The 23020-nt window shown below is 66.4% G+C and carries 23 protein-coding genes; 10 read left to right on the top strand and 13 right to left on the bottom strand.

Features of this window, described 5'->3' with window-relative positions; genetic code table 11:
- Positions 1 to 25: 25 nt before the first annotated feature.
- Together ACYQML_RS22180 and ACYQML_RS22175 are read right to left on the bottom strand one after the other, a co-directional pair.
- Positions 26 to 472, bottom strand: a complete 447-nt coding sequence (locus tag ACYQML_RS22180; RefSeq protein ID WP_461234064.1) for a response regulator — start codon at positions 470 to 472, stop codon at positions 26 to 28.
- A complete protein-coding gene (locus ACYQML_RS22175; protein WP_311276847.1) occupies positions 469 to 1575 on the bottom strand; it encodes a PAS domain-containing protein in 1107 nt (368 codons plus the stop codon). Before ACYQML_RS22175 ends, ACYQML_RS22180 begins: the two co-directional genes overlap by 4 nt.
- Positions 1576 to 1951: 376 nt before the next feature.
- Between ACYQML_RS22175 and ACYQML_RS22170 the strand changes: the two genes are divergently transcribed.
- Together ACYQML_RS22170 and ACYQML_RS22165 are read left to right on the top strand one after the other, a co-directional pair.
- Complete coding sequence (locus ACYQML_RS22170) at positions 1952 to 3406, top strand: AmpG family muropeptide MFS transporter (protein ID WP_461234063.1); 1455 nt, start codon at positions 1952 to 1954, stop codon at positions 3404 to 3406.
- 2 nt (positions 3407 to 3408) lie between these two features.
- The gene (locus tag ACYQML_RS22165; protein WP_461234062.1) at positions 3409 to 4371 is read left to right on the top strand and encodes an EcsC family protein; all 963 of its coding nucleotides are present in this window, start codon (positions 3409 to 3411) and stop codon (positions 4369 to 4371) included.
- 9 nt (positions 4372 to 4380) lie between these two features.
- Here the strand turns inward: ACYQML_RS22165 and ACYQML_RS22160 are convergent, their stop codons facing one another.
- Positions 4381 to 5718 carry a leucyl aminopeptidase family protein gene (locus ACYQML_RS22160; protein WP_461235764.1) on the bottom strand — a complete coding sequence of 446 codons (1338 nt, stop codon included), beginning with the start codon at positions 5716 to 5718 and terminating at the stop codon, positions 4381 to 4383.
- A gap of 227 nt (positions 5719 to 5945) precedes the next feature.
- On the opposite strand from ACYQML_RS22160, the gene ACYQML_RS22155 reads away from it, so the two are divergent.
- Positions 5946 to 6755, top strand: coding sequence for a tetratricopeptide repeat protein (locus ACYQML_RS22155; protein WP_461234061.1), 810 nt, complete (start codon positions 5946 to 5948; stop codon positions 6753 to 6755).
- Between the two features lie 63 nt (positions 6756 to 6818).
- Here ACYQML_RS22155 and ACYQML_RS22150 read toward each other — a convergent pair whose 3' ends face one another.
- From ACYQML_RS22150 to ACYQML_RS22110, 9 genes are all read right to left on the bottom strand, one after another.
- Complete coding sequence (locus ACYQML_RS22150) at positions 6819 to 7781, bottom strand: type II secretion system F family protein (protein ID WP_461234060.1); 963 nt, start codon at positions 7779 to 7781, stop codon at positions 6819 to 6821.
- Between the two features lie 5 nt (positions 7782 to 7786).
- The gene (locus ACYQML_RS22145) at positions 7787 to 8755 is read right to left on the bottom strand and encodes a type II secretion system F family protein (protein ID WP_461234059.1); all 969 of its coding nucleotides are present in this window, start codon (positions 8753 to 8755) and stop codon (positions 7787 to 7789) included.
- The gene (locus ACYQML_RS22140; RefSeq protein ID WP_461234058.1) at positions 8752 to 10200 is read right to left on the bottom strand and encodes a CpaF family protein; all 1449 of its coding nucleotides are present in this window, start codon (positions 10198 to 10200) and stop codon (positions 8752 to 8754) included. The genes ACYQML_RS22145 and ACYQML_RS22140 overlap by 4 nt, the downstream gene beginning before the upstream one ends.
- Before the next feature lie 27 nt (positions 10201 to 10227).
- The gene (locus ACYQML_RS22135) at positions 10228 to 11472 is read right to left on the bottom strand and encodes an AAA family ATPase (RefSeq protein ID WP_461234057.1); all 1245 of its coding nucleotides are present in this window, start codon (positions 11470 to 11472) and stop codon (positions 10228 to 10230) included.
- A 70-nt stretch (positions 11473 to 11542) separates the two neighbouring features.
- On the bottom strand, positions 11543 to 12277 hold the full coding sequence (locus ACYQML_RS22130) for a CpaD family pilus assembly protein (RefSeq protein WP_461234055.1): 735 nt from the start codon (positions 12275 to 12277) through the stop codon (positions 11543 to 11545).
- A gap of 74 nt (positions 12278 to 12351) precedes the next feature.
- Positions 12352 to 13830, bottom strand: a complete 1479-nt coding sequence (locus ACYQML_RS22125; protein WP_461234054.1) for a type II and III secretion system protein family protein — start codon at positions 13828 to 13830, stop codon at positions 12352 to 12354.
- A 34-nt stretch (positions 13831 to 13864) separates the two neighbouring features.
- A complete protein-coding gene (gene cpaB, locus ACYQML_RS22120; protein ID WP_461234053.1) occupies positions 13865 to 14668 on the bottom strand; it encodes a Flp pilus assembly protein CpaB in 804 nt (267 codons plus the stop codon).
- Positions 14669 to 14862: 194 nt separating this feature from the next.
- Positions 14863 to 15369, bottom strand: a complete 507-nt coding sequence (locus ACYQML_RS22115) for an A24 family peptidase (protein ID WP_461234052.1) — start codon at positions 15367 to 15369, stop codon at positions 14863 to 14865.
- 288 nt (positions 15370 to 15657) lie between these two features.
- Positions 15658 to 15843: a Flp family type IVb pilin gene (locus ACYQML_RS22110; RefSeq protein WP_461234051.1), complete on the bottom strand. Its 186-nt coding sequence runs from the start codon at positions 15841 to 15843 to the stop codon at positions 15658 to 15660.
- Between the two features lie 435 nt (positions 15844 to 16278).
- Between ACYQML_RS22110 and ACYQML_RS22105 the strand changes: the two genes are divergently transcribed.
- From ACYQML_RS22105 to ACYQML_RS22075, 7 genes are all read left to right on the top strand, one after another.
- On the top strand, positions 16279 to 16794 hold the full coding sequence (locus ACYQML_RS22105) for a pilus assembly protein N-terminal domain-containing protein (RefSeq protein WP_461234050.1): 516 nt from the start codon (positions 16279 to 16281) through the stop codon (positions 16792 to 16794).
- Between the two features lie 259 nt (positions 16795 to 17053).
- Positions 17054 to 17749, top strand: a complete 696-nt coding sequence (locus ACYQML_RS22100) for a 50S ribosomal protein L25/general stress protein Ctc (RefSeq protein ID WP_056432735.1) — start codon at positions 17054 to 17056, stop codon at positions 17747 to 17749.
- Positions 17750 to 17984: 235 nt separating this feature from the next.
- Positions 17985 to 18605: an aminoacyl-tRNA hydrolase gene (gene pth / locus ACYQML_RS22095; protein WP_461234049.1), complete on the top strand. Its 621-nt coding sequence runs from the start codon at positions 17985 to 17987 to the stop codon at positions 18603 to 18605.
- 57 nt (positions 18606 to 18662) lie between these two features.
- Positions 18663 to 18896, top strand: coding sequence for a hypothetical protein (locus ACYQML_RS22090; RefSeq protein ID WP_461234048.1), 234 nt, complete (start codon positions 18663 to 18665; stop codon positions 18894 to 18896).
- The gene (locus ACYQML_RS22085; RefSeq protein ID WP_207413556.1) at positions 18886 to 19353 is read left to right on the top strand and encodes a PIN domain-containing protein; all 468 of its coding nucleotides are present in this window, start codon (positions 18886 to 18888) and stop codon (positions 19351 to 19353) included. Before ACYQML_RS22090 ends, ACYQML_RS22085 begins: the two co-directional genes overlap by 11 nt.
- 8 nt (positions 19354 to 19361) lie before the next feature.
- Complete coding sequence (gene ychF / locus ACYQML_RS22080) at positions 19362 to 20459, top strand: redox-regulated ATPase YchF (RefSeq protein ID WP_056432743.1); 1098 nt, start codon at positions 19362 to 19364, stop codon at positions 20457 to 20459.
- A 299-nt stretch (positions 20460 to 20758) separates the two neighbouring features.
- Positions 20759 to 21751, top strand: coding sequence for a MaoC family dehydratase (locus tag ACYQML_RS22075; protein WP_461234047.1), 993 nt, complete (start codon positions 20759 to 20761; stop codon positions 21749 to 21751).
- Between the two features lie 4 nt (positions 21752 to 21755).
- On the opposite strand, the gene mtnA is transcribed toward ACYQML_RS22075, so the two are convergent.
- Entirely contained in the window at positions 21756 to 22871 is a 1116-nt protein-coding gene (gene mtnA, locus ACYQML_RS22070) for an S-methyl-5-thioribose-1-phosphate isomerase (protein WP_461234046.1), read from the bottom strand.
- Positions 22872 to 23020 lie beyond the last annotated feature (149 nt).

Genomic DNA, 23020 nt, shown 5'->3' with positions numbered 1-23020 from the left:
TCGGTCCCGGCGGCGGCCGAGGCGGCTACAACTCGTGGCCCGGTGCACCATGGGTGGCGAGCCGGAACCCATCCAGCCCGTCCGCTTCAGGCGGGCCGCCGGCCCGTAGCGCGGCCACGTAACGCAACGCGCCGGCGACGGCGCGCTCGGAATAGGGCTTGGCGATGACTCCCAAAGCCCCGGCGAAATCCGCCGGAATGCGTTTGTCGTTGGCGGTCATGAACACGACGCTCGTGCGCGGGTCCGAGCTGAGCGTCCTCGCCACATCGATGCCTGTCGGACCGTCGATGAGGTGAATGTCCACCAGGGCGATATCGGGCACCGTGGTACGGCCAAGTTCGATGGCCTCAGCGGAGCTTCCCGCCACGCCGACCGTGACATAGCCCAGGTCGTCCAGCAGACATTCGAGTTCGAGGGCGATGAGCGCCTCGTCCTCGACGACGAGAATGCGCAATCCGGGTACGTGGCTCACCCTGCCTGTCCCATCGCAGCTTCGCGCGGTGGGGCTGCGGTCGGCTTCCTGATCTCGTGCTGCAACGGAATGACGATCTCGACGCGCGTCCCCGTTCCGGGCTCGTGCCAGGTGATGACGCCGCGCAACTGTTTCACCACCATCTCGACCAGGGAACAGCCGAACCCGGCTGGGTTCGACACGCCCGCCGTCCGACCGACACCGTCATCCTCGATCAGGAGACGCAAGCCAGTCTCGCATTGGCGGGCGGAGATGGAGACGCGCCCCTCCCGGTCATTGGGGAAAGCGTGGCGCACGGCGTTCGTAGCGAGTTCGTGGAGCATGAGCGCCAGAGGCGCCGCGATGGCGGCCGGCAACGAGATCGGATCGATCTCGGCCGTGACCGCGGTGCGCGCCGGATCGATGCTGGCGGTGAGGTCAGACAGGAAGTCGTCGGCGAACTCTTCCAGGTTGAACCGTGTGACGTCTCCGGCCGAATAGAGCATGCGATGGACCATGGAGAGCGCCCCGATCCGCTCCGCCATGCCCTGAAGGGCGTCCCGCGCCTCGCCCTGCGGGGTCCGCCGTGCCTTCAGCAGCACGAGGGACGAGATGACCTGCAGGTTGTTCTTGACCCGGTGATCGACCTCGTGAAGCAGCGCGGTCTTCTCGTCCAGGGCGGCCCTTAGGTCGGCGGTCTGTTCGTTGACCTGCCGTTCGAGTTCGTCGTTCGTCCCCTTCATGGCGAGTTCGAGCACGTGTTTCTCGGTCATGTCGGCCTGGGCGGCGTAGTAATAGACGAGCTCCTCCGCATCGTTGCGGACCGGCGTGATCGTCATGGCGTTCCAGAAGGAGGTTCCGTCCTTGCGGTAGTTCTGGAGCTCCACCTCGATGGGAACCTGCCGGCGCACGGCCTCCCGAATGCGATCGATCGCCCGAGGGTCGGTATCGGGTCCCTGGAGCATCCGACAATTATGGCCCTCCAACTCCTGCCGGGTATAACCGGTGAGATTCAGAAAGGCGTCGTTGACCCAGACGATGGGGTTGTCGGCGAGGCGGGGGTCGGTGACCACCATGGGCGTGGGACTGGCAGCGAAGGCCATGGCGAACATCTTGGCATCCATGAGGGCATTCCCCACCGGACGGAGTTCGGCCGAAACCGGGTTGTTGCTGCTGTCCATCATCCTGACATCACGCCTACGCCACCGCTCGAACGATGACAGCACTTCGACGGTACTGACCGACCCGACCGCCCCAAGAGATAAATCGAGGCCGATCTGCCCCGTCACTTCGACTCGTCAGGTCGAAATATGTCCCATTGCAAGCCAATAGCTACCTACAAAGACCACCCACTCTTTAAGTTCCTGGTGACCATTCTTCATCCCTGTCACACGGGGCCGCTGTCGCCGCGACGCATCGTGGCAATCCAACGGACGATTCACCCGCCGACGAGCATGGCAGCCGACCTTCAAGGGTCATAAGCCTTCAGGAGTTCCACGAATGGCTCAAAGTGCAGCGGTAGCGGGGAAGGCGCGCTCCAAGCTCGCCATGCGGGATATCTTTGAAGATCCCCGCATCATCCTGATGCTGGCCCTCGGCTTCTCGTCCGGCCTGCCGCTGCTGCTCGTGCTCGGCACATTCTCGACGCGGCTCGCCTATTCGGACGTGGACATCAAGGCGATCGGCCTCTTCAGCTATCTGGCGCTCCCCTACACCCTGAAATTCCTCTGGGCGCCGCTCATCGACCGTTTCGACGTGCCGGTCCTCAGCGCACGCATCGGCCGCAGGCGCTCGTGGATGATCGCGACGCAGGTCGCCGTCGCTCTCGCGCTCTCGCTCATGGCCACGGCCAACCCGGCGAGCAGCCTCGTCCTGCTCGGCCTCGGCGCCTTCCTCGTGGCGATCTGCGCCGCGACCCAGGACGTCGTCATCGACGGATGGCGCATCGATGCCGCCGGCACCGATCTGCAGGGCGTCATGGCGGCGACCTCGAACCTGGGCTACCGTCTGGCGCTCATGTGCGCCGGGGCCGGTGCCCTGTTCATCGCCGACTGGGCGGGATGGTCGGTCGCCTATTTCAGCATGGCCGCGCTCATGGGTGTGGGCATGATCGCCGCTCTCCTGGCCCCCGCCTTCGACAGACGGCATGACGAGGATCCGGAGGCCAAACCGGCACGGCCCGATGGTGCACCGGCGAAGGTCTGGTCCTTCCATGGCGCGGTGCTCGAACCCCTGACCGAACTCCATACCCGCCTCGGCCCGAGCCTGTGGGCGATCCTCATCCTGGTCGCGTTCTATCGCATGCCGGATTTCATCTCCGGCGTCATGGCGAGTCCGCTCTATCGGCAGATCGGCTTCACCCTCACCGAGATCGGCGCGGTGTCGAAGCTCTACGGCATCTGGGTCGGCATTGCCGGCGCCTTCGTCGGGGGCTGGGCGATGACCCGGCTCGGCCTGTTCCCCACCCTCGTCATCGGGGCGTTCCTCGGGGCGGCGTCGAACCTGTCCTTTTCCTGGCTCTCCTATGGCGGGCCTGAAGTGTGGCGGCTGACGGCGGCGATCTCCATCGATAATTTCTGCGGATCCTTCGCCGGAATGGCGCTCATCGCCTACATGTCGAGCCTGACGGCACCGGGCTTCGCGGCGACGCAATACGCGCTGTTCTCGTCGCTCTACGCGCTCCCGGGCAAGCTCGTGGCCGGCACGTCGGGCTTCATCGTCGCCAGCTACGGCTATCCCGTCTTCTTCGTCTTCACCGCGGCCGTGGGCATTCCGGTGGTGATCCTGTGCTTCTTCGTCGGACGCGCCGGCGAGCGCAGCGCGGCCCGCGCCACCGCCGAGACCGCGGCCTCAGGCGACACCGAGACCGTGAGCGGGAACCATTCTGCGGGCCTCACGCTTGCTTCCGGCGATCGGCCCGGCGCGCCGGCACCCGAAACACGGATGAGACCCTAGTCGTGAGCAACATCTCTCTCGTCGACGATACCCGCTCCACCCCGGCGGAGACCTCCACCGGTTCGAACCTCAGTGATGCCGACCGTGCGGCCCTCGTCGGAGCCGTCCGCACCTTGGAGACGCCGGGCCTCGCCGCGCGGCTGTCCTCGGTGGCCGGTGCGCCCCTCGACATGATCAGCCGCAGCCTTCCGGCTCCCGTGACGGAGGCGGTCTCGCGCGCCACCGAGGGGGCGATGCGGACGGCCCTGCGCGTGGCCCTCGCGACCCTGCCCGAGGCGCAGAAGACGATCGTCCCGGCATCGGCCGCCGGAGCGACCGGCTCCGCGGTGGTCGATGACCTCCCCGCCCCAGCAGCCTCCACGGCGGGCGAGCGTTTCGCGCGCTTCTTGCCCACCGGGGATTTCGGGCACAAGGCGATGGCGGCCCTGTCCGGCGCAGTCGGCGGCGCGTTCGGCATCGCGACGCTGCCGCTGGAACTGCCGGTCTCGACAACGTTGATGCTGCGTTCCATCGCGGAGATCGCTCGCGAAGAGGGCGAAGACCTGTCGGACCCGGAGAACGCGCTGGCCTGCGTCCAGGTCTTCGCGCTCGGCGGACGCAGCGGCGCCGAGACGGCGCTGACGGAGAGCGGGTATTTCGCGGTGCGCGCCGCGCTCGCCAAGACCATGTCGGAAGCGGCGCGCTATGCCGGCAACCGCGCCCTGCTCGACGAGGCGGCTCCGGCCCTGATCCGCTTCTCCACGCAGATTGCCGCGCGGTTCGGTCTGGTGGTCTCGCAGAAGGTCGCCGCGCAAGCGGTGCCGATCCTCGGCGCCGTCGGCGGTGCCGCCGTGAACACCGCCTTCATGAACCATTTCCAGGCGATGGCGCGCGCCCATTTCACCGTGCGCCGCCTGGAGCGGACCTATGGCAAGGACATGGTGCGCGTCGCCTACATTGCCGAGAAGGCACAACTCGCGGCCTGAAGGCGCCCGCTAACGGGCCGGATAATGCTCCTTCAGGAGGGTATAGACGAGGCGGGCGGTCTGGACCTCGCCTCCTTCCGGCCGGCCGGGTTTCGTCGAGGGATTCCAGCCGTACAGGTCGAAATGCACATGCGCCCGCGTCGCTGGCGCGAACCGCCGCAGGAACAGAGCCGCGGTGATCGCGCCTGCGAAGGGTCCGCCGGACACGTTGTTCAGGTCAGCCACCTTGGAATCGAGCAGGCTCGCGTAGGGCTTGTGGAGCGGCAGCCGCCAGACCGGGTCGACGGCCTCGTCACCCGCCTTCGACACGGCCGTGGCCAGTGCGTCATCCTCCGTGAAGAAGGCCGGGAGATCGGGCCCTAGGGCTACCCGCGCCGCTCCGGTGAGGGTCGCGAAATCGATCAGCAGATCGGGCTTGTCCTCATCGGCCAAAGCGAGGGCGTCGGCGAGGATCAGGCGCCCCTCGGCATCGGTATTGCCGATCTCCACGGTGAGCCCGGCGCGGCTCCTGAACACGTCACCCGGCCTGAAGGCGTTGCCCGCGATGGCGTTCTCTACCGTCGGAATGATGAGGCGCAGGCGCAGGTTCAGACCGGCGGCCATGATCATCGACGCTGCGGCAAGGGCGGCCGCCGAGCCGCCCATATCCTTCTTCATCAGCAGCATGCCGCTCGACGGTTTGATATCGAGGCCGCCCGTATCGAACACGACGCCCTTGCCGACGAGGGTGACTTTCGGCGCGTCCTCATCCCCCCAACTCATGTCGATTAGGCGGGGCGCGCGGGGGGAGGCCGCGCCGACCGCGTGGACCAGGGGAAATTCGCGAGCGAGATCCGACCCCTCGGTCACCGAGATCAGTGCGGAATGTTCCTCCGCCAGCGCCCTGGCGACGGCTTCGATTTCTGCTGGGCCGAGATCGTTGGCGGGAGTGTTGACGAGGTCGCGCCCAAGGGCGACGGCCTGGGAGATCCGATGGATCTCGGCCGCATCGACGCCTTCCGGCGAGACGAGGAGCGGTCCCTTCGGTATCGGCTTGCGGTAGCGCGTGAAGCGATAGCTTCCGAGCAGCCAGGCCAGGGAAGCGGCCTGCATGTCGAGGGAAGCCCTCGGTTCGAGGCGGTAGGTTCCGGGCGGCAGCAGCGAGGGCAGCTTGCCCGCGAGGAACGGATCGGCGCCGTCGCCGAGGCCGAACAGGATCCGTTCGATCGTCCCATCCTCGGCGGGAAGAAACGCCACCCGCCCGGCTTTCGGCAGGAAGTCGGTCGCTTTGGCGAAGGCCCTGTGCCTCGGGCCGAGCTCCGCTTCGAAGCCGCTCCACTCGTCGCTCCGGAGGCAGCAGATCGGCAGGGCGGAGGGATCGTCGGCGCTGAGATGGGACAGGATGGATTCTCGGGGGCGTTGCGTGGCGCGGCCGGCTGATCCGCTGAAGCCCTAAAGTCGGGTTAACCGGCGATTAGGGTTAACGGTCTATCACTGCGCCACCGGTGGCGTGAAGCGTCGACCGGCAGGCTCGTGCGGAGCACGTCATGGTGTCGTTGCGTTCAGACCAGCCTCATCCGGGTTCGCCGACTCCCATGCGGTTGCCGCTACGCCTGGCCGGCGTGGCGCTGCTCGGCCTTCTGGCGAGCGCCTGCCAGTCGCGCTCTCCGGAAACCACGGGCTCCATCGGCGGCTTCTCCATCAAGAATTTCGGACGGGCCCCGGACCGCAACGTCGTGAGCCTCGGCGACGTCGACGCGCTCGGTCAGAAATACAATGCCGACCAGAACGATGTCGGCCTTGCCCTGCGCTATGCGCAGGCACTCAGGGCCACGAACCAGAAGCCCCAAGCCGTGGCGGTGCTTCAGCAGACGGCTCTGCGCAACCCGAAGAATTCGGCCGTTCTGGCCGCCTACGGAAAGGTCCTGGGGGAGGTCGGGCGCTTCACCGAAGCCGCCGAAGTGCTCCAGAACGCCCATACCCCGGCGCGGCCGGATTGGCGTGTCCTGTCCGCACAGGGCGCGGTGGCCGACCAGATGGGCGACCATGCCCGCGCGCAAGGCTTCTATGAGGCCGCCCTCAAGATCCAGCCCAACGACCCCACCGTCCTCTCCAATCTCGGACTGTCCTTCGCGCTGGCAAAGCAGCTCGACCAGGCCGAGGCGGTGATGCGCGTCGCCGTGGCCCAGCCGCGCGCGGATGCACGCGTGCGCCAGAACCTCGCTCTGGTCCTCGGATTACGGGGCAAGATCGCGGAGGCGGAAGAGGTCACCCGCGGTGACCTGTCTCCGGAAGATGCGGCGGCCAACGCCGCCTCCCTGCGGGCCATGTCCGCCCCGGTGCGACAGCCCAGAGCCGCGAAATACCCCGGACGTTCGCCGGCCGACGAGTTCCCGCCGGGCTGAGGGACATCCCGATCGCTCCGAGCAGAGCGGCGGACCACGCTCCCCTGAGAAGCGGATACGACCTCAGCGGTAGATCTGGATGATTGCCGGCGTCAGGATGACGACGAACAAAACCGGCAGGAAGAATAGGATCATCGGCACGGTGAGCTTCGGCGGCAGGCCGGCTGCCTTCTTCTCCGCCTCGTTCATGCGCTGGTCCCGGCTCTCCTGGGAGAGCACGCGAAGGGCCTGACCCACGGGCGTGCCATACCGCTCGGCCTGGATCAGCGCGGTCGCGACCGCCTTGACGGCATCGAGGCCCACGCGGTTGGCGAGGTTCTCGAACGCCATGCGCCGATCCGGCAGATAGGACAGTTCCGCTGCCGTGACGGCGAGCTCCTCGGCCAACGCCACCGACTGGGTGACGGTCTCGATACTGACCCGGCGGATGGCGTGCTCCACCGACATGCCCGACTCGACGCAGATCAGCATGAGGTCGAGGGCGTCGGGCCATGCCGACCGGATCTCGGCCTGGCGCTTCTTGGTGGCGTTGATGAGGTAGAGTTCGGGTGCCTTGATGCCGACCAGCAGGGCGGCGATGACCATCATGAGGCGGAAGGTGACGGAGTAATCCAGGATCTTCAAGACGAAGAGATAGACGATCGCCGCGAGCCCGACCGCGATGGGCATGACCATCCGGAAGAACAGGAACCCGGTCTCGGCGCCGGGCGAACGGTATCCCGCCATCACCAGTTGCTGCCGAGCAGTGTCGGTGCCGAGCCAGCGGCTCAGGTTGAACTGGTCCACGACCCGCTTCATGTAGGCCTTCGGGGCCACCCGCAGCGTCGACCTGTTGTTCAACCGGTCCCGCTCGCGCCGGCGCAACTCCTCGCGCTCCTCGCCGATGAGCTTCATGCGCTTGTTGAGCTTGTCGGGCTCCAGAAGCGGCTGCAGCAGGGCGAAGGCCGTCGCGGCGGCCGCCACGCCGGCCAACACCATGCCGATGAAGCGCGGGTCGATGAGCTTTTCGCCGATGACGGACAACATGGGCGTCAGACCTCGAAGCTGATCATCTTCTTCATCACGAAGATCCCGATCGACATCCAAATCGCAGAGGCGACGAGGGCCATCTTGCCGGTATTCGTCGTCCAGAGCAGGGCGACGTAATCGGGGCTGGAGAGGTAGGTCAGGACCGCCACGACGAAGGGCAACGCCGCGATGATACCGCCCGACGCCTTGGCCTCCATGCTCATGGCCTGGATTTTCCCCTCCATCTTCTTTCGTTCACGCAAGACCCTCGACAGGTTGCCGAGAGCCTCCGACAGATTGCCGCCGGACCGGCCCTGGATGCCGATGACGATGGCGAAGAAGTTGACGTCGGAGACGGGCACCCGCTCGTACATCCGCACCATGGCGTCGCCGAGAGTGAGACCCATGGTCTGGGATTCCACCACCTGGCGGAACTCGCCACGGATCGGCTCCTGAGCTTCCCGGGCGATGATCCGGAAGCAGTCGCCCACCGGAATGCCGGAGCGCACGCCGCGGGTGATGATGTCGATGGCGATCGGCAGTTCGGCGATGAAGGCCTTGATGCGCTTCTTACGCAGGAAACTCAGCAGCCATAGAGGCAGGCCGAAGGCGCCGGCGAAGAGGCCCGCGAGAGTCGCGAGCGTATGCGCGGTGAGGACGAAGACGACGAGGCCGGTGACGACGGCCATGAGTGCGGAGACGGCGTAGAATTTTTGCTTCGACCAATCCAGCCCGGCGCGGGCGATCTTGAGCTCGAGCGAGACCTTCGTCCCGCCACGCTTGGCCTCCACCTCCTTCAGGCTCCTGGCCACCTGTTCACGCCGGCTCGCCGTCGCCACGCGCTGGGCAGGGGACGTCACCACGCTGACGGCCTGCCTGCGCTTGGCCGCGCGGCTCTCGCCCGACAGGAGCGGCGTCAGCACAACATAGGCGACAGCCCCGGCGGCGATTGCCGCGAGCCCGACGGCGAGGGGCATCTGCAGCCCGTTCATGGGGTGACGGCGCCGTCTGAGGCCGCGTCGAGGGCGGCCGCCAGGGCCTTCTCCTCCCCGTAATAGCGCGCGCGCTCCCAGAAGCGCGGACGGCCGATGCCGGTGGAGCGATGGCGTCCGACCAGCCTGCCGTTCGCGTCCTCACCCAGCACGTCGTAGACGAAGAGGTCCTGGGTGATGATGACGTCGCCTTCGAGGCCCAGCACCTCGGTGATGTGTGTGATGCGGCGCGAGCCATCGCGCAGGCGCGTCGCCTGGACGATGATGTCGATGGATCCGACGATCATCTCGCGCAGGGTTCGCGACGGCAGGCTGAAGCCGCCCATCGTGATCATCGATTCGATACGGGCCAGGGCCTCGCGCGGGGAATTGGCGTGGAGCGTGCCCATCGAGCCGTCATGGCCGGTATTCATGGCCTGGAGCAGATCGAACGCCTCCGGGCCGCGCACCTCGCCGACGATGATCCGCTCCGGCCGCATGCGCAGGCAGTTCCTCACGAGGTCGCGCATGGTGACCTGCCCCGACCCTTCCATGTTCGCGGGCCGGGTCTCGAGGCGGACGACGTGGGCCTGCTGCAGCTGCAGCTCGGCCGCGTCCTCGCAGGTGATGATCCGCTCGTCCTCGTCGATATAGCGCGTCAGGCAGTTCAGCAGGGTGGTCTTGCCCGACCCCGTGCCGCCGGAAATGACGACATTGCAGCGGACGCGGCCGATGATCTGGAGGATCCGCGCGCCTTCGGGCGAGATCGCCCCGAAGGTCACGAGCTGGTCGAGGGTGAGCTTGTCCTTCTTGAACTTGCGGATGGTGAGGACCGGCCCGTCGATGGCGAGCGGCGGCGCGATGATGTTGACGCGGGACCCGTCGGGCAGGCGGGCGTCGCAGATCGGCGAGGATTCGTCGACGCGCCGGCCGACCTGGCTGACGATGCGCTGGCAGATGTTCATCAGCTGCTGGTTGTCGCGGAAGCGCACATTGGTCAGCTGGATCTTGCCACCGACCTCGATGAAGGCCCGGTTGGCGCCGTTGACCATGATGTCGGCGATGTCGTCGCGGGCCAGAAGCGGCTCCAGCGGCCCGTAGCCCAGCACGTCGTTGCAGATGTCGTCGAGGAGTTCCTCCTGCTCGGCGATGGACAGGACGATGTTCTTGAGGCCGATGATCTCCGAGACGATGTCACGGATCTCCTCGCGTGCCGACTCGACGTCAAGACGCGACAGCTGCGCCAGATCGATGGCCTCGATCAGCGCGCCGAAGATCATGCTCTTGGTGCGGAAATAGTCTTCCGACTTCACCGTCTCCCGGACCGAGACGGGCCGCTCCGCCTGCGGTTTCTTCGCCTCGGCGGCATGGTCGTCGAGGACCGGGATGGAGGCCGATGGTTTGGGCGCCGACGGAACCGCGATAGTGGCCGCGACCGCCGTGCCGGTACTCCTCCTACCGAACATGACAGGGCTCCTCACGGTTCGGGTCCATCAGGACGCCTTGCGTCGGGACAACCGGGACAAGAGGGGCTCGAACAGCTTCCCGCGGGGGCGGCGCGCCTCGGGGCGGCCGATCATGCGTGCGGCGAGTTCGGAGAACACGTCCGACGCCTTGGCGCCGGCCTGGACCTCGGCGATCATCTGGCCGTTATTCGCCGCCGTGCCGAACAGGGCGGGGTCATAGGGAATCGTCGCCGTCAACGTGGCGTCCAGGGCCTTCGCGAACTCGCCAGCCGAGATTTCCGGCCGCTTCGGCACGCCGACGCTGTTGAGGACGATGCGCGGACGGGCGTCGTTCGGCCTGTTCTGCTGCAGCAGGGTCAGCAGGTTCTTGAGGTTGCGCAAGGAGGCGAGTTCAGGCTGGGCGACGACGATGATCTCGTCGGACGAGATCAGCAGGCGCCGGGTCCAGGCCGACCAAGTATGCGGCACATCGAGGACCACGCAGGGCACGGCCGCCCGCATCAGGTCGATGAGGTTGTCGAAGGACGTTTCGTTCAGGTCCGTCGTCCGGTCGAGGGTGGCGGGCGCGGAGAGAAGAGAGAGATTGTCGCTGCATTTCGAGAGCAGCCGGTCGAGGAGATTGGAATCGAGGCGCTCGGGCGCGAAGACCGCTTCGGCGATTCCCTGCGGCGGATCCTGGTTGAAGTTGAGGCTCGCCGACCCGAAGGCGATGTCGAGATCGGCGATGACGGTGGCCATCGCGTGCTCGCGTGCCACGGTCCAGGCGAGGTTGTGGGCGATGGTGGACGAGCCAACGCCGCCCTTGGCGCCCACCACCGCGATGGTGCGCCCCACCGGGCGGGCTCCGGGCGCAGTGAACAGGTCGGACAGGGCCTGGATCAGGACGACCGGCTCCACCGGCGCCATCAGGTACTCGCTCACGCCGCGCTGGATGAACTGGCGGTAGAGCTGCACGTCGTTGACATGGCCGATGACGACGACCTTCGTCCCTTCGTCACAGACTTCCGCCAGGGAATCGAGGATCTCCAGGGGACGCGACTTCGCGCTCTGCGTCTCGATGACGACGACGTTCGGCGTGGGCGCGTGGCGGAAAGCCTCGACGGCGGCGGGACCGCCGCCCATCTGGATCTTGATCTGCGCCTTCTGCAGCCGCCTGTCGCTCCCGGCGGCCTCGATCGTCGCGGCCGTTTCGCCGGTCTCGCAGAATGCCTGGATCGTGATCCGCGGCACCGGAGCGATGATGCGCTCGGGTGACTCGTTGATATCGGGCATGGGGCGGGGTCCGGTCTCTGGTTGGAAACGAAGGCCGAAGCTCTGTCGAACGACGGAAGGAGAGCGCCGATCAGTTATCGATGGCTGCCTTCACCGACGTCTTCCCATCCTGGCGCCATATGGTTGACGGATCCTTGCCCTCGCGCAGTTTGTTGATGTCCATCGTGCGCTGGACCGCGTCGATGCGCCCTTCCGGGCGACCGCGCACGAGGTCCACCGGATCGGCGATCTGGCTCGCGACATTGGACTGCATGGCGCAGCCGAGGTTCCAATGCGTCTCGTTGCGCGCGGAGAAGGCAGGGCTTCCGGCCCCGAGATCCTGGGGCCACAGGCCGCATTGGTTGCCGACCTTCGCCTCCAGGCGCCGGAAGCTGAGGCGCAGGGGCGAGGCGAGGAATGGGTCCGCCACCGCGTAGCCGGTGACCACCATCTGCCCTCCGCCGACACCGTTCTCTGCACCCAGCCTGCGGATACCGGCACCGGTCCGCTCCACGGCTGCGCCGAGCGACGGCGAGACGCCGCGCGGCATGTCGAGGATCACGGTGCCGCGCCCGTAGCGGCGGAATTCCAGCAGGAAGGCCTCGATATCGGCGCGCTGTCGCGGATCGATATGACCGGTACCGGTGACGAAGACATCGAGCGAGCGCGTGTCATCGGCGAGCACGATGGGATGACGGGCCCGGTAATCGGCCGGATAGAGCGAGCCGGTGGTCTCGGCGCGGTCGGCGCGGCAGGCACCCAAAGTCGCGGCCAGGGCGATCGAGGCGAGCACGGCGAGGGGGGAGCGGAACGGGATGAGTGACATGGGGGTCGGGTCCTGATGGGGCCGGGGCCGCTTCGTCCTGCAATGTCGTGGCTGCGCGGATCTCGCATGGGGCGTCAGTCGGTGATGAAGCCGACGCGTCCGCGATACGTGGCGCCGAGCGGCGCTGTGCGAGCCGAACCGTAGACCCGGTTCAAGCGTCCGAGCAGGATCCCCTGGCCGTCCTGGGCATCGATGAAGCCGTCATCCGGCCGCGTCACCTGCTTCGCCTCCATCGCCTTGGCGATGTAGGGCGTCACCATGATCATGAGTTCGGTTTCCTGGCGCTGGTAGTCGCGCGAACGGAACAGGGCTCCGAGGATGGGCAGGTTCACGAGGCCGGGCAGACCGCCGACGGAGGCCTTGTTGCGTTGCTGGATCAGGCCGGCGGTCATCATGGTTCCGCCGGAGGCGAGCTCCACCGTGGTCTCGGTCTTGCGCAAGGTGAAACCGGGCACCGAGACCGTGGAATCGCCCTGGGTGAAGGTGAAGGAGTTCGTCTGGTCGATCTCGGAGACCTCCGTCGCGACGCGCACGGAGATGCGGTTCTCGGCCATCACCACCGGCGTGAAGTTCAGGGTCACGCCATAGGTCTTGAACGTGATGCCGGTGGTGCAGACGCCGCCGGTGCAGTTCTGGGTGGCGGGCACGGGAAGCTCGCCGCCGGCCGTGAACTTGGCGGATTCCCCCGAAATGGCGGTGAGCGTCGGCTCCGCGAGAATGCGCGAGACGCCGGCCTGCTCGAAGGCGCGCAAGGTCGCCGAGACGCTCGCCCCGCCGCCTGCGTTGATCGTCGCCCTGATCTCGTTCCCGTTCGGGAATTGCCCGCCATTGAGACCGAACGGCGCGACGTTCGCGAGGTTGAAACCGGACCAGTTGCCGCTAAGATTGACGCCGAACTGCTTGAGTACCGTCCGTGCGACCTCGACCACGGTGACGCGGAGCATCACCTGATCCTTGCCCCGGATGGTGAGGTTGTTGATGACCGCGCCCTTCGCGCCAGGACCACCGGCACCGCCGCCGGACTGACCAACGAAGGCGGTGGCGATGTCCATGGCCTGGGCCGCCTCCGCAGCGGAACCGACCGTGCCGGACAGGATGAGGGAATCCCCCGCGGTCCGGATGTCGAAACGCCCGCCAACGATGCTCTGGAGCAGGATCTGCCGCAGGGTCCCGAGCTTGAGGTCGCGCGCCACGGTGACGTCGAGGGCGGTGATCTGGCGGCCTTCGGCATCCATGATGAAGATCGAGGTCGCTCCGTCCTCCATGCCGATTACGAAGACCTTGCGGGTCGAGCGCACCACGGCGTTGGCCACTTTCGGATTGGCGACGAAGACCTCCTTGGCGTCGCGCGGCAGGTCGATCACGAGGGAGCGCCCGGTCGTCAGCTCGACGCGGCGCGAGGTGCCGGATTCATTGCCCCCGACATCGACGATCGGGGCGGGCGTGAAGCTGTCTCTCGGCGCCGCCACGGCGGGCGTGGCTGGGAATGCCAGCCCCACGAGGGCCGCGAACACGGCCAGGCTGCCCACGCGAACGCGATGTCTCGTGGTCATCGAAGAATCCTTGAACATCGCGCGGTTCGGCATCTCAGCGACGCGGTTGTTGTCTGGCGACGCCGAAGCGCACGACGGTGATCGCGGAATCCTGCTGCGTCTCGGGTACGGCATCCACGGTTCGGCCGGCATCCACGAGGCTGCGCAAGGAGAGGGAGAGCTGTCCCACCTTCTGCGCCAGGGTGACGGTTTCGGCCTGGGACGGGGTCAAGGCGAGGGTCGCCGTCTCACCGGTGACGACATTCGTCCCGTTTTTCTCCTGGACGATCTGGCCGACGGCGAGCACGCGGATGTCGGTGAGCAGGGTCTCGGAGATCTGCGCCTCGCCACCGCCGGAGCGCGAAGCATCCTCATCGCGATAGGTGCGGATGACGTCGACATGGTCGTTGGGGAGGATGAAGCCGCCGGCCGAACTCGAGCCGCGCGTATCGGTGACGATGGCGACGGCACGCATGCCGGAGGGCAGGATCGCCGCCATGAAGCCGCCGTCGGACCGCGCGATCTTCTGCGAGCGGATCGGCTCGCCCGCGAGGAAGGCGCTGCGGGTGATCGAACCGATGATGGTGTCCATGGCGTTGGGCGACACTGTGCGCGTCATGTAGCCGACGGTAATGGCCTGGTCGGGCCAGGGCTGCCAACGCAGATCGGCTGCCTGGATGTTCTGCCCCATCGGCAGGTCGGCGGCGGCCACCAGCACATCCGTGACCGGGAGCGGGGGAGGGGGCGCCTGGACCACCGGCTGGGCCGGGGGCGGTGCATCGCTGCCGCTCATCAGAAACGCGGCCCCGCCCCCGGCGGCGAGTGCGATGGCGAGAACGGCAAGGCGGGCTGGTTTCATCGCCGTGTTCGAACCTGACAGGACGGCCTCGTGCCGTCACCATCCTTGTTCGACGGGATTCCTCAAATTACGGTTAACAAAAACTAACGATGGCCGAGCGCGACTGTCCTGCGACAGGTCTGCTCTTACTGAGGTCAGAACTTTCCAGGCTTCGGAGCAAATTCCGCAAATTCGACCTGAACGTGCATCTTACATCACGATGCCATCATTCTTGCCCACGTCATCGTCTCCGGGATCACGATCAGGGCGCCGAAGGAGAGGGCGATTCCGTAGGGTACGCCCGTTTTCGCATCGTGTAGGTGGAGTGCGAAGGGCAGGCGGCCGAGCAGCGGCGGCAGCGGATGCGCCCGCGCCATCAGGATCGCCAGGGAGAGAACACCTCCGGCGAGCGAGGCGACTGCCAGATACTCCAGCAACCGGTCGAACCCGATCCATACCGCCGTCGCAGCGGCAAGCTTGGCATCCCCTCCGCCGATTTTTCCGAATGCGAAGAGGGTAAAAGTAACGGTCAACGTTGCTGCCCCGGCACCGAGATGGCTCATGAGGTCCCATCCCCATAATCCCGTCGCGACCGCGAACAGAGCGAAGCCCGCCAGCAGGAGAAGGGACACCATGTTCGGGATCAACATGGTCAACAGGTCGCGGACGGCCGCATAGGCCATCAGGAACGGAAAAACGATCAGCAGCGCGACGCTTGCCATGGGAACAGCCTCGATCTCGGCCGGAAAATACGCCCGCCGGGTTCCGGTGATCCGAAACCGGTCAGGTCTTCGTCATCGACGCGGTGAGTAGGACAGCGAGCACGGGTGTCGGCATCCGTGACAGGACCGTTCCAGAAACGGCTGCGCCGGACGATCCGGAAAGATCGTCCGGCGGGGCACTTACATCACCCAAGCACAGCCGGCTGGATCGTCACTGCCAGAGGAATTTATGAATGGCGGTACCAAAGAGCACGTTGCTATCTCTACTTGGCAAAAACGATGACGACCTTACGGCGTCGTCGCGGTTGCACCAGCGATGGTAGTCCCAACTTTACCCAATCCGGTCTTAATATCAGCCGAAAGGGTAGTAAAGACGGCGACGAGTGCCGCAGAGATGAGCGCAGCAATGAGGCCGTATTCGATGGCCGTGGCGCCGGATTCGTCAGCGGCAAAACGCTTGAAGATGCTCGACATAACAGTATTTCCCGATTGGTTGTCTTGCCAAGTTGCCGTCGAACGTTGCCTTGTCTCGATCGGCGACTGAAAACAACATTGCCCGTTTTCTCTTGAGATTGGGTTAAATCGGCCATGCAAATAGCATCCAGAACCCTTCGATTATCTTTTGGTAAAAGAGAAATGAATGAAAAAGATGTTTTTTTACACACTTCGGGAAGAATAAGTTCCGCTGCATCTCGTGAAAAATCTACTGCCATGACCTCCGCCATGGCGAGATGACGCCAAATCATGCCGTCAAGACAGCGCGATCCGATCCATCGGGATTTGTGCCGAACGGCCTTAGCGCTTCATTCACCACCACGTGCTTAACACTCGCCTGACGAAAAGAGGCTGGCCGTTCCGCATGGGGGGCTCAGCCGGAAACGCGCGGGTTTAGCCGAGAGCATCAGAGCCATGGGCCACCGGTCACTGCCGACACGCTCGCCCCTGACGCGCCACGCTCGAGGGGGCGGAGTGGCCCTCTGCCTCGCTCTCGGCGCGGTGCCCGCTCTGGCGGAGACGGCCCCGGCCACCGTGGCGGTGAGCGTCGACAATGCCAAGGTCATTCGCCTGCCCGAGCGGACGCAGACGGTGATCGTGGGCAACCCGCTGGTGGCGGATGTGGCGCTCCAGCGGAACGGGATCGTCATCCTGACCGGCAAGAGCTTCGGCTCTACCAATCTCATCGCCCTCGACGCGTCCGGCACTATGCTCGCCGAATCCATCGTCAGCGTCCAAGCCGCTCAAGGCTCGATCGTCACGGTGCAGCGCGGACTGGACCGGGAATCCTATTCCTGCACCCCCAATTGCATGCCGTCGATGCAGCTCGGTGATGCGACGAAGTATTTCGGCGATGTCAGCGGGCAGGCCGATACCCGCCGCAACTTGGCCACGGGGGGAGGCGGGGGCGGGGGAGGCGGCCCGAAATAGGACGGGCGGCCGGAAATTCGACAAGGCTGCTTCAGCACCGGTCGCGCGCCGGAGCAGATCGCAACGATGTCTTCCGATATGCGGGCGAAGGCCATCGAAGCGGAAACATTGCACTTCCGGTCACTTGCGGGTATGCACCACACGCGCCCGCCAGACACCCTTGGAGGCACGGGCGCGTCGTGGATCGGTGAGGGCCGTCCGTTTCGGGCGGCCTTTGGCGTTTCGCGGCTTTTTTCTGTTTTGTTTGAAGGATCACGCCATGAGCGCAGTAAAGCCGCTTGAGGCCGTGGCACGCGACCGGGTCGGCAAGGGGGCCGCCCGGGAAGTTCGTCGCCAGGGCAACGTTCCCGCCGTCATCTATGGTGGTGGCCAGGCTCCGCAATCCATCGCCATCGACCTCGTCCGCACCCGGACCTTGATCTATGCCGGCGGTTTCAAGACCACGCTGTTCGAGATCAATGCCGGTGGTCGCAAGACCCGCGCGATCCCGCGCGACTTCCAGCTCGATCCGGTGACCGGCGTGCCGCTGCATGTCGACTTCCTGCGTGTCGTCGCCGGCCAGAGCCTCACCGTCGAAGTGCCCGTGCACTTCATCAACGAGGATGAGGCCCCCGGTATCAAGAAGAATGGCGGCACCCTGAACGTCGTCCTGCACACACTCTCGCTCGAAGTGCCCGCAGACGCGATCCCCGACGCGGTCGAGGTCGATCTCACCGGTCTCCAGATCGGCGATTCGATCCACATCGAAGCCGTGAAGCTGCCGGCCAACACGACCTTCACCGGTGAGGCCGAGGCCGTCGTCGCCAACGTCGTGCCGCCGACCGTGCTCGGCGCCGAGGTCGAGGCCGAAGAGGCCGCGATTGCCGAGGCGCAGTCGACCGAAGCTGCCGAAGAGAAGGCCGAGGCTGAGGCCGAAGAGGCCGCCGAGGCTGAAGAAGACAAGAAGGAGGATTGAGGCCCTGGGGCTTCGCGCCCCGGTCTCGTCTTCGTCCACGGGTGCTCCGGCCGCGAGGTCGGGGCACCTTTTCGTTTGACGTCGCCCCTTCGTCATCCGTCCTTAGAGCTGCGCCCGCCCACGTTGGGTCGGGCGCAGCTCTAAGCCTTCTGTTTTGCCGCGCTCTTTTTCGCCGAACCGGCATCCACTTCGGCGGAGAGCGCTCTTGTGACGAAATCGTCTTGGAGATGATGCCATGCGCCTGATCGTCGGGCTCGGCAATCCAGGGGCCCGCTATGCGGGCAACCGCCACAATATCGGTTTTCTCGCCCTCGACGAGATGGCGCGCGTCCACCGCGCCGCGCCTTGGCGGCGCAAGTTCCAGAGCGAGGTAACCGAGGCGACGCTCGGCAGCGAACGGGTCGTCCTGCTTAAGCCGCAGACCTTCATGAACGAATCCGGCCGCTCGGTCTCGGAAGCCCAGCGCTTCTACAAGATCACCCTCGCCGACGTCATCGTGCTCCATGACGAACTCGACCTCGCTCCGGCCAAGCTCCGCGTGAAGCTCGGCGGCGGCAATGCCGGCCATAACGGCCTGCGCTCGATCACCGCCCAATGCGGCAACGATTACCGGCGCGTCCGTCTCGGCATCGGTCATCCGGGCGACAAGGCCCTGGTCCATGCCTACGTCCTGAACGATTTCGGCAAGGGGGAGCGCGCCTGGGTCGAAGATCTCTGCCGCGCCGTGGCGGACCACGCTCCGCTCCTGGCCCAGGGCGAGGATGCGAGCTTCCAGAACAAGGTCCACCTCGCCATGGCGGGCCGCGGCTGGGACGACGTCAAGCAGGTCAACGCGGCGGCCACCGGCCGTGATTGACACGAAAACACGGGGACACGATATCGAAGCTCGGATTCGGCGGGTGGGGAGGCTGGGTTGAGGAACGTCACGGTGACGATGGAGGAGAGCCTCCTGCAACGTGCTCGCGTCGCCGCGGCGCGTGACGGCAAGAGCCTCTCGAAATTCATCGCCGAGACGGTCGAACAACGCGTCGGCCGGCCGCTCTCCCAGAGTCAGGCACTAGAGCGTTTCCTGGCGGGGCCAGCCCTCCATCTCCTCGATGAGAACGGGCGCGCGCCGACGCGCGATCAGATCTACGATGCCGAGTGACACCGTCCCCGTCACGGGCCGGGTGTTCGTCGATACCAACGTCTTCGTGTATGCCCGCGACGACCGCTTCCCTGAGAAGCAATCCATGGCGCGGCATTGGCTGGAAGCGCTGGCGGATCGCGGCCTGATCGTCGTGAGCCCGCAGGTTCTCGGCGAGTTGCATGCCGTCATCCTGCGCGGTCGGCTCCCGATCGATCCGGAGGATGCGCGGCAGACGACGCTGGCACTGGAGGAATGGTCGGAAGGCGCCACCGATCTCGCCCTCGTCGGCGATGCGTGGTCACTGCGCGAGCAGACCCGGTTTCAGTGGTGGGACTGCGTCATCCTCGGTTCCGCGATCCGGGCCGGATGCCGCTTCCTCCTGTCGGAAGACTATCAGCACGGCCGCGAGGTCGAAGGAACGACAATCGTGAATCCGTTTCGGGCCTTACCGGAATCGATCTTCGCGAACTCTTGAGGAATATCATGGGCTTCAAATGCGGCATCGTCGGCCTGCCGAACGTCGGCAAGTCGACCCTCTTCAACGCGCTGACGCAGACCGCGGCGGCGCAGGCGGCGAATTATCCGTTCTGCACGATCGAGCCGAATGTCGGCGAGGTGGCGGTGCCGGATCCGCGCCTCGACGATCTGGCGCGGATCGCCACGTCGAAGGAGATCATTCCGACCCGGCTGACCTTCGTGGACATTGCCGGCCTCGTGCGCGGCGCCTCGAAGGGGGAGGGGCTCGGCAACCAGTTCCTCGCCAATATCCGCGAGGTCGACGCCATCGCCCACGTGGTGCGCTGCTTCACCGATGGTGACGTGACCCATGTGGAGGGCAAGGTCGACCCGAAGGCGGATATCGAGACCATTGAGACGGAGCTGATGCTCGCCGATCTCGACAGCCTGGAGAAGCGCCTCTTCGCCCTGGAGAAGAAGGCCAAGGGCGCCGACAAGGAAGCCAAGGAGATGCTCGACCTCGTCCAGCGGGCGCTGCCGCTGCTGCGCGAGGGCAAGCCCGCCCGTCTGGTCAGCCGCAAGCCGGAAGAGGAGAAGCTGTTCCAGACCCTTGGGTTGATGACGGCGAAACCCGTCCTCTATGTCTGCAACGTGGACGAGGGCGATGCCGACAAGGGCAACGCCTATTCCGAGGCGGTGATCGCCCAGGCCAAGGCCGAGGGGGCGCGCGCGGTGGTGGTCTCGGCCAAGATCGAGAGCGAGATCGCGGTGATGCCGCTCGCCGACCAGGGCGACTTCCTCGAAGCGGTGGGGCTCGTGGAGCCCGGCCTCAACCGGGTCATCCGCGCGGGCTACGAGCTTCTCGGCCTCATCACCTACTTCACGGTGGGTCCGAAGGAAGCGCGCGCCTGGACCATCGAGAAGGGCACCCGCGCGCCTGCCGCCGCCGGCGTGATCCATACGGATTTCGAGAAGGGCTTCATCCGCGCCGAGACCATCGCGTTCGCCGATTACACCGCCCTGAAGGGCGAGAGCGGCGCCAAGGAGGCCGGTAAGTTCCGCCTTGAGGGCAAGGACTACGTGGTGCAGGACGGTGACGTACTGCATTTCCGCTTCGCCAATTGAGGAGCTGGACCAGCCTGCCGGCATCCGCCGGGGTGAGGACGCCCATCCCCTCTCCCCGCACGCGGGGAGAGGGCCGAGACGACCCCGTCGTCGGCGCGGCGAGGCGGCAGCCGACGGTGAGGGGCTCGTCCGAATGAGCCTCCTCCGGCACGGCCCCCTCACCCTCGCTCCGCTCATCACAAGCACGACGAGGTGCTTGTGATCCTCTCCCCGCAAGCGGGGAGAGGCGGGCCGCCCCTGAAGCGAGCGCAGCGCCATCCTTCGACCCGAAACTCTGCGACCCGGGGACAAGAGGTTCAATGACCGGCATCACCTTCGAGGATTTCACCCCCGGCGACGTGATCGAGGGCGGCCCGCTCACGGTGACGCGGGAGGCGATCGTCGCCTTCGCGAAGGAGTTCGATCCGCAGCCCTTCCATCTCGATGAGGAGGCCGCGAAGGCGACGCTGGCGGGTCGGTTGATCGGCTCCGGCTGGCAGACGGCCGGGTTCGGCATGCGCCTGCTCCAGGCCCATGTCTTTCGCGGCGCCACCTCCATGGGCTCGCCCGGCATCTCGCAGCTGCGCTGGCTTCGCCCCGTCCTACCGGGTGACGCGCTGCGGATCGTCACCAAGGTGGAGGAGTGCCGCGCCTCGAACTCGAAGCCGGATCGCGGCTTCGTCCGCTTCACCCTCACGGTCGTGAACGGCCGCGACGAGTCGGTGATGATTCAGGCCTTCACGGTCATGTTCGCCCGGCGCGGGGCCGATCCCCTGCCGCCGCGCGCGGTGACGCCCGGAGACCCGGCCAAGGTGATCGAGGGCGACGACGCGGAGATGCTCCTCTTCCTCAAACAGGCGAAGCTCGGCACGATCCGCAATCTCGGCCGTCACGTCTTCACCCCGGAGGCAATCATCGCCTTCGCCAGAGACTACGACCCGCAGGCCTTCCATCTCGATGCGGACGCCGCCCGAAAGACCCATTTCGGCGCACTCTGCGCCTCCGGCTGGCACACGGCGGCGGTGTGGATGAAACGCCTGCACATCACCCGCCAGCGCGACATCGCCCTGACGGAGCGGGCCGGTCCTGTGCCGCAGCTCGGCCCCTCGCCGGGCTTTCGCGACATGCGCTGGCTCGCGCCCGTCTATGCCGACGACACGATCGCTTACGCCTGCACCCTGCTCGACAAGCGCGAATCCGCCTCGCGCCCCGGCTGGGGCGTCGCGACCCACCACAACACCGCGCAGAACCAGCGCGGGGAGCGGGTGTTCGAGTTTACGGGGTCTGTGTTCTGGCAGTGGGAAGCGTCGTGACCCGCTAAGCCGCCGAGCGCCGCTCCGGATACAGCGCCAACAACCCCTCCGCATCCGCCGAAGCCACGCCGCGCTCGGTGATGATGCCCGTCACCAGCCGGGCCGGGGTTACGTCGAAGGCGGGGTTGGCCACCGGGCTGCCCGGCGACACCACCTCGATCGTGGCGAATCCGCCATCGGCGAGGCGGCCGGTGAGATGGGAGACTTCGCGGCCGTCGCGCTCCTCGATCGGGATCTGCGCGACACCGTCGTCCAGCGTCCAGTCGATGGTGGAGAAGGGCAGGGCGGCGTAGAACGGCACGCGGTTGTCGGAGGCCGCCAGCGCCTTCAGATAGGTGCCGATCTTGTTGCAGACGTCGCCCGAGGCCGTGGTGCGGTCCGAACCGACGATGCAGACGTCGATCTCGCCATGCTGCATCAGGTGGCCGCCGGCATTGTCGGCGATGACGGTGTGCGGCACGCCGTGGGCGTTGAGCTCGAACGCGGTGAGCGCCGCGCCCTGGTTCCGCGGCCGGGTCTCGTCCACGTAGACATGGACCGGAATGCCGGCCTCGTGCGCCACGTAGATCGGCGCGAGGGCGGTGCCCCAATCCACCGTGGCGAGCCAGCCGGCATTGCAATGGGTCAGCACGTTGAGGCGGCGGCCCTCTTCCTTGTCGTTACCCTTGGCCTTGTGCAGATCGGCCAGGATCGCAGCGCCGTGGCGGCCGATGGCGTGGCAGCTCTCGACATCCTCCTCGGCGATGCGCCCGGCCTCGGCGAAGGCGAAGGCGGCGCGCTCAGGAAGCGCGACCTCGCGCAGCTTGGCGGCGACCCGGTCGAGGGCCCAGCGCAGGTTGATCGCGGTGGGGCGGGTGGCGGCCAAGGTCTCGACGGCATGGTCGATCCCGGAATCGGAAGCATCCCTGCGCAGGCCCAGGGCCAGGCCGTAGGCCGCCGTCACGCCTATGAGCGGCGCGCCGCGCACGATCATGGTGCGGATGGCAACGGCCGCTTCATCCAGGGTGGCGAGCCGCTTCATCTCGAAGGCGAAGGGCAGGCGGGTCTGGTCGATGACCTCGACGGACGCGCCGTCGGCGGCGGGAAGGATGGTGCGGTAGGGTTTGCCGTCGATGTTCATGCGCGGGCCTCTCGCATGTTCCGGGCGCAAGGGCCAGTCCTTGGGCCATGCGCCCGACCCATTGCAAGGCGCGGAGCGATCAACTCAGCCGCGTCGCTCGCCCAAACGTCCGGTGGTACACCACGTCATCCCGGGGCCGCTCAGCGGAG

The organism is Methylobacterium sp. CM6244 (genome assembly GCF_054817885.1).
This window is presented reverse-complemented; position numbering and strand designations above follow the sequence as displayed.